Genomic DNA, 974 nt, shown 5'->3' with positions numbered 1-974 from the left:
GCGCTGCAGCCAGCCCATGTTCTGCACTTCGTCGATGTATCCCTTGGCGGTGTACTCGATCCGTGCATCCGCCACCTGGGTGGACGGCACTGCGTTGTCGCCGGTGATCGTGCGCGGATTGACCACGCCGGAGAAGCGGATGAACTCCGCCCCCTGGTTGATGGCCATCTGCTTTTCTCCGGACACCACCAGGTTGCCGTTGGCCAGCACTTCCAGCACCGTGACGGTGATGGTGCCGTTGAAGGTGTTGGCGGCGGTGGCGCCGCCGCTGGCCTTCAGGGCATTGCTGCCGTTGACATCGGCATTCGACCTGGCGCTGAACAGTCCGGCCAGCGCACGCGGCACGGCGTCGAACGACAACGTCGTGCTGCCCGTGCGGCTGGCATTGGTCCCGGAGTTCTTGCTGGCGTTGACGTTCTCGCTGATCACGATGGTCAGGATGTCGCCAACGTTACGTGGCCGCCGGTCCTCGAACAGCGGATTGCCCGCGTAGGACGAGGCGAAGATGGAACCCGTGGGCGCGCCCACGGCGCGCGGCTCGGCGCGTGCCGTGGTGGGCGTCTGTACGAGGGGCTCCTTCGGCATCAGTGCGCAGCCGCCGCTCGCCAGCACGGCCAGGCCGGCAAAGGCGTACAGGGCAAACACACCGAGGCGATGCAGCTTGGCGGCCATGGTCACTCCCATCATCCCATCTGGGTCAGGCGTTGCAACATCTGGTCGGACGTCTGCACTGCCTTGCTGTTGATTTCGTACGCGCGCTGGGTCTGGATCATGCTGACCAGTTCCTCGACCACGTTCACGTTCGACGCTTCAACGTAGTTGTTCTGCAGCGTGCCCGCGCCGTTCAGGCCCGGCACGGTGGTGTTCGGTGCGCCCGAGGCATCGGTCTGCGCGTAGAGGTTCTCGCCCAGGCTTTCCAGGCCGGCCGGGTTCGGGAACGTGGCGAGCTGGATCTGGCCGACGGTGGCGGCGTT

Annotated in this window: 2 protein-coding genes; both read right to left on the bottom strand. The window is 65.7% G+C overall.

Features of this window, described 5'->3' with window-relative positions:
- On the bottom strand, nucleotides 1–684 hold a 684-nt coding region (locus AB4Z35_RS29865), incomplete at its 3' end, for a flagellar basal body L-ring protein FlgH (protein ID WP_442101138.1).
- The coding region (locus AB4Z35_RS29860) for a flagellar hook-basal body complex protein (RefSeq protein WP_442101137.1) at nucleotides 684–974 on the bottom strand (291 nt) is incomplete at its 5' end. The genes AB4Z35_RS29860 and AB4Z35_RS29865, both read right to left, overlap by 1 nt.

This window comes from Pseudomonas sp. KB_15 (assembly GCF_052114525.1).
Lineage (GTDB): Bacteria > Pseudomonadota > Gammaproteobacteria > Pseudomonadales > Pseudomonadaceae > Aquipseudomonas.
Note: the sequence above shows the minus strand (reverse complement) of the source record. Positions and strands in the feature narration are given on the sequence as shown.